This window comes from Ferroglobus sp., assembly GCF_015521575.1.
In the GTDB taxonomy this organism is placed as follows: Archaea; Halobacteriota; Archaeoglobi; order Archaeoglobales; family Archaeoglobaceae; genus Ferroglobus.
Genome location: NZ_WANY01000157.1, coordinates 1 through 4,560, shown reverse-complemented (window position 1 = coordinate 4,560; position 4,560 = coordinate 1). Strand labels below are relative to the sequence as shown.

Genomic DNA, 4,560 nt, shown 5'->3' with positions numbered 1-4,560 from the left:
TGAGCAAGCACGATATAAAGAGGATAGAAAAGCTTGGATACAAGGTTGATGAGTTCAGCGAGATTAAAGACGGTGTGAGGGTTTTGAAGAACGTCAACGGCAAGTGCTTTTTCCTGAGAAACGGCAAGTGTTCCATATACGAATTCAGACCCTTCGGTTGCAAGCTCTACCCAATCGTGTGGGATGTTGAGAGGAAAAGAGCAGTGGTTCACGATTTTTGTCCTTTAGCCAATTCGGTCAGCAAGTTAACGCTGAAAAAGGTCGAAAGAGCACTTAAGAAGCACATACAATCGATTTTCAACGAGCTGTAATCGATAAATTTAATTATAATCAATTCTTTAAAATTTTCCATGGAAGTTATCGAGCTCGTTGATGGAGTTAAGCTGTACAAAGTAGGAATAATGAACTACTACTACTTCGAGAAGGAGAAGGTTTTATTCGAAGCCGGGCTGACTTGCAGCGCTTCTAAACTGCTTGAAGAATTTGAAGAAGAAATTGAGTACATAGTGGTTCCCCATGGACATTTTGACCACGTTGCTGGCTTAAGCGTTTTGCTTGAGCAGTATCCGGAAGCAAGGGTTGTTGCCCACGAAAATCTGGCTAAACTATTTGAGAAGGAGAAAGTCAAAGCTTCTTGGGTGAAAGACGACAGGGAGCTTTGCAAAAAGGCTTACGGAGACGAATACAACATCGAATTCTCGGGAAGAGTAGATGTGACTGTCAGGGAAGGGGACGAGGTAAACGGTCTGGAAGTTATCGAAAGCTTTGGTCATTCGAAGGATGCAATTTCGCTGTATTCAAGGAAGCACAACGTTCTTCTCGCCTCGGATTATCTTGGCTACGTCACCTCTTCTGGAAAAGTTATCCCGATGTATTTTGCTGACTTTAACGAATACGTAAAAACTCTCGAAAAGCTCGCGGCAATAAAGCCTTACGTTCTTGGCTTGAGTCACAACAGGTATTTCGTAGGAAAGGAAGTTGACAGAATTTTTGAAATTGCAAAAGAAGAGACTCTAAAGCTTGCAGAGAAGGTAAAAGAGATGAGCGATGACGAACTCTTCAAGTACTTCTACGTAGAAGAGGTCAGCTTGTATCCCGAAGACACAATGAAACTCACAGCCACAATGCTCAAGAAACGCGTTCTCGAGAGAGGATGAAGTAAATTCCGGGAGAGTCTGCGATAATAGTGCTCGCTCTGATAAGCAATGCGAAGGCAATTGCCTTCTCTGGAGAAACGCCAAAGGTAGAAAAGACGAAAGCCGTTCCCCCTTCGAAGAATCCTGCCCCAGCTGGAGTAAGGGGGATGAACATAGCAAGGCTCAGCAAGGCTTGAAGGAGCATGGATTCAAAAAAGCTGAGATTCAAGTTCATCGCTTTGGAAACAAAGAACCACTGGGCTCCCACCAAAAACCAGCCGATTACCGTGAGAAAGAGAAGTTCTGGAATGTGCCTTCTCGTAAGCTTCGAGTACTCCCTGATTTTTTCAATTCTTTTGAATTTAATCGGAATTGCGTCTGTCCACAAATAAAGTGATGCTAAAACGGTTAAAAAAGCTGGGAGGGATATAGCTACGAGTTCTTCTGGAGAGAGAAGGTAGAGAATTGCTAAGCTCGATCCGAAAACTTTCACGATCATCTCAACTGCTTGGGTGCTGAAGAGAGAAGCTGTAGAAACCCTGAAGTTTAGTCCGTACTTTTCCCCAAACTTGGGAAAAGCTAAGTATCCCGATCTTCCCGGAGTTACGTCGCTTGTTACTATAGCCGCCATATGAGCGCTAAACACACTTGAAAAACTTGAGTTCTCTCCAAGTTTTTTAAAAAGATAAAGCATCCTGTAAGCGAGAAGAACGTTCAAGCTGAAATAAGAGAGCACCGAAAGTAAGAAAAACGTTGGATCGACCTCCAAGATGTATCTTATCGAATCCTTAAAGGCGAAAATTATCAGAAGAAGCACTGCGATGCCTACCAATTTTTTAAAATCCATGAAAGCACGAGGGAGAATTTATTTAATTTAATTTCGGAATTAAGATTCGTGAAAAACTTTAGCGAGAAGGAAATAGAGGAAGTCAAGTTCATGCTGAATCACTTAAAAACGATGGACGATAAAACCGACATAATAATCAAGGCATCAAACGGAGTTTTAACGCTGATAGTCGGTATTGTCGCTTTCATGATCGCCTTCGCTTCGGAGAGGATTACAACTTACGACGTGATACTCGTGAGCGTTCCAATTTCCCTCGTCTTGGTTTCAATGGTTTCTTCTCTTCTTTTACTCTATCCCAAATTTACCCAGCTCGTTTTCTTCGAAAGAGAGGATTTTCAGACTATCGAGAGAAGGTATTACTTGAGTTTGAAAAAGAAAAACTTCTGGATGAAGATTTCAGTATTTTCGTTAGTTCTCGGAATTCTTTCGTTCATTCTGTGGTTTATGTACGTGGTTCTTCAATAAGCGTTGTATAGCCTCTCTTTTCTTATGTACTCCCCCCTATCAACGAGGTTTTCAACAACAACCCTTCCCTCCTCGACATCAAAAATTCTCTCAGCATCGAACCTTGTTTTTCCTATTCCGAGAATGTCACCCCTTTTATTGCAGACGAAAACAATGTCGTTCTCTTTAACGTCCTTCGTCACTTCAATCAGAGACTCTCGGAATATGTCCCTGCCGTAAAGAAAGAGCATTTCTCCCTTCTCGTTAACGTATACCTTTTTTTTGTTCTTCTTCACGAGGAAAAAAGCTCCTTCCAAGGTAAACCTAAACCTCCTACCGACCTCGCCTATTTTTATCCCGAAAGATACTTCGTTGAGCTTTCCTATAAGAGAATCTAAGTCCTTAGAAACGGCGTAAACTTCCTTCTTTTCTCCCTCTTTAACGTAAATGGAAAAATCGCTTAGAAAATCTATGCTTCCGAAAGCTGCAAGAGCTTTTCTTATGACTTTCAGTTCCTTCTTCGTTGGCTTTCGAATCGCCATAACTTTGAAAGGTAGTTTATCAAATTCGAGTAATCCCCGTCGAACCTGAAGCTTTCGACGGTGTTGATTATTACAGCCTCACCGACTTTGTTTTTCAACTCTTCCCTAACCTCTTCACTGAACACAACTTCTCCATCCCTTGTCATATCATAGGACTCCATGTCCTCCTCTATCCCAACTATTTTGAACCTCTTTTTCAAAAAGTACGGCTTGCTTTTTTCTTCGAAAAATCTTATTCTGCAGAAAGTTTCCTCCGGAATGATGGAAGTATTCGTGTAAATGGCTTTAATATTTATCCCCATTTCCTCTTTACTAAGCTCCTCGCTGAATCCTCCTATCTTCGAAAGGTATATGTCGGAAATTATCTCCTTCGGATACTTGTACATCGAAAAAAGTTAGTTGAAAAAATGGTAATTAAAGATTTTGCTCATTTTTGCAAGTTCTTTCCGAGTTGTTTGAGAATGTTTAGGATCATTCCCAGCGCTACTTTTACGTCGGGATCTCTAAGGGCTGTTATGAGATCTTTAATTCCAGCTGGTTTCGGCTCTTTTTCGCACATGCATATGGCATCGCCAATAGCGTTGAGCAACATCAGAGCTCTGTCGTTCGTGAATTTAGCCGAGATTAAACCGAGGTCTGTTATAACTTCCGCATGCTTCAAAACCACAGCATCGCTTATCGAATCTTGGATTAGCTTTATCAGCGAGACGAGATCGATCAGAGCGTCTAAGCTCCCGCTTTTCTCAAGCCATATCAGCTTTTCTACCGCTTTGGCGAGAATTTCTTCGTTTTCCTCAACAACTTTCTGAACGCTCATTTCAACCACCTCACAGAATTCCTCTTGCTGTTAGCCAATACGCTTTGTTGTACGCCATTTTCATCCAGTGGACGAACTTGTTTGGCTTAACCGGCATCGGAGGCGTGTAGTAATCGAACCAGATGTAGGTAGCTTCTTCGAACCCCGTTTCTATGAAACAGAAGGCTTTTCCCGTGTAAACGGCTGTAGGTGGATAGCCTTTTATCTCAGCCGCTATGTTCTCGCTTACAACCTCAGCTTCGAAGTGGGCAACGCTTCCAGCTTTGCTAACAGGCAAGTTGGTGGCATCTCCTACAGCATAGGCGTTATCGTAACCCTCAACTCTGAGGGTAAATCTGTCCGTCGGAACGAATCCGCTCTTGTCTCCGATTCCCGAGTCGAAGATAACTTTAGCTCCTTTATGCGGAGGAATCGATATGAGCAAATCGAAGCTCTCTTCTTCTCCTTCGAGCGTAATTATTTTTCTGTTCTTCGCGTCGACCTCTATCGGATTGAAAAACGTTCTGTATTCTATTCCTCTCTCCTCAAACATACGTTCAACCATTTCGGCAACGGGATCCATCGTAAAAACCTTGTTTATGGGGTACGTGTAGACTATTTGGCTCCTGTCTCTAATTCCATGAAGCTTTAAAAAGTCGTGGAGCATGAACGTAACTTCTATCGGAGCTACCGGACATTTATGAGGGACTCCCATAACACTCACAACGATCTTTCCTCCAGCGAAGTTCGCTAAAGCTTCTCTAAGTTTTACCGCTCCCTCGTAATTGTAGAACC

General features: G+C 42.4%; 8 protein-coding genes. 3 read left to right on the top strand and 5 right to left on the bottom strand.

The genetic code is table 11. The features are described from left to right. Together F7C14_RS06450 and F7C14_RS06445 are read left to right on the top strand one after the other, a co-directional pair. On the top strand, positions 1 to 311 hold a 311-nt coding region (locus F7C14_RS06450), incomplete at its 5' end, for a YkgJ family cysteine cluster protein (protein WP_290901056.1). Positions 312 to 350: 39 nt separating this feature from the next. Continuing rightward, positions 351 to 1,157 carry an MBL fold metallo-hydrolase gene (locus F7C14_RS06445; protein WP_290901054.1) on the top strand — a complete coding sequence of 269 codons (807 nt, stop codon included), beginning with the start codon at positions 351 to 353 and terminating at the stop codon, positions 1,155 to 1,157. Here the strand turns inward: F7C14_RS06445 and F7C14_RS06440 are convergent. Further along, positions 1,129 to 1,983, bottom strand: a complete 855-nt coding sequence (locus F7C14_RS06440) for a lysylphosphatidylglycerol synthase transmembrane domain-containing protein (protein WP_290901052.1) — start codon at positions 1,981 to 1,983, stop codon at positions 1,129 to 1,131. The genes F7C14_RS06445 and F7C14_RS06440 overlap by 29 nt on opposite strands. 48 nt (positions 1,984 to 2,031) lie before the next feature. Between F7C14_RS06440 and F7C14_RS06435 the strand changes: the two genes are divergently transcribed. Continuing rightward, on the top strand, positions 2,032 to 2,448 hold the full coding sequence (locus F7C14_RS06435; protein WP_290901049.1) for a hypothetical protein: 417 nt from the start codon (positions 2,032 to 2,034) through the stop codon (positions 2,446 to 2,448). Here the strand turns inward: F7C14_RS06435 and F7C14_RS06430 are convergent. The 4 genes from F7C14_RS06430 to F7C14_RS06415 form a co-directional block, all read right to left on the bottom strand. Beyond that, entirely contained in the window at positions 2,442 to 2,969 is a 528-nt protein-coding gene (locus F7C14_RS06430) for a PUA domain-containing protein (RefSeq protein ID WP_290901047.1), read from the bottom strand. The genes F7C14_RS06435 and F7C14_RS06430 overlap by 7 nt on opposite strands. Next, positions 2,936 to 3,355, bottom strand: a complete 420-nt coding sequence (locus F7C14_RS06425) for a hypothetical protein (protein WP_290901045.1) — start codon at positions 3,353 to 3,355, stop codon at positions 2,936 to 2,938. Before F7C14_RS06425 ends, F7C14_RS06430 begins: the two co-directional genes overlap by 34 nt. Before the next feature lie 41 nt (positions 3,356 to 3,396). Further along, a complete protein-coding gene (locus tag F7C14_RS06420) occupies positions 3,397 to 3,786 on the bottom strand; it encodes a DUF1641 domain-containing protein (protein ID WP_290901043.1) in 390 nt (129 codons plus the stop codon). A gap of 10 nt (positions 3,787 to 3,796) precedes the next feature. Further along, a partial coding sequence (locus F7C14_RS06415) for an FAD/NAD(P)-binding oxidoreductase (RefSeq protein WP_290901040.1) occupies positions 3,797 to 4,560 on the bottom strand: 764 nt, incomplete at its 5' end.

Excerpts from the sequence above, each read along its gene's own strand:
- F7C14_RS06445 (WP_290901054.1), top strand. The coding sequence starts at position 351 with ATGGAAGTTATCGAGCTCGTTGATGGAGTTAAGCTGTACAAAGTAGGA.
- F7C14_RS06440 (WP_290901052.1), bottom strand. The coding sequence starts at position 1,983 with ATGGATTTTAAAAAATTGGTAGGCATCGCAGTGCTTCTTCTGATAATT.
- F7C14_RS06430 (WP_290901047.1), bottom strand. The coding sequence starts at position 2,969 with ATGGCGATTCGAAAGCCAACGAAGAAGGAACTGAAAGTCATAAGAAAA.
- F7C14_RS06425 (WP_290901045.1), bottom strand. The coding sequence starts at position 3,355 with ATGTACAAGTATCCGAAGGAGATAATTTCCGACATATACCTTTCGAAG.
- F7C14_RS06420 (WP_290901043.1), bottom strand. The coding sequence starts at position 3,786 with ATGAGCGTTCAGAAAGTTGTTGAGGAAAACGAAGAAATTCTCGCCAAA.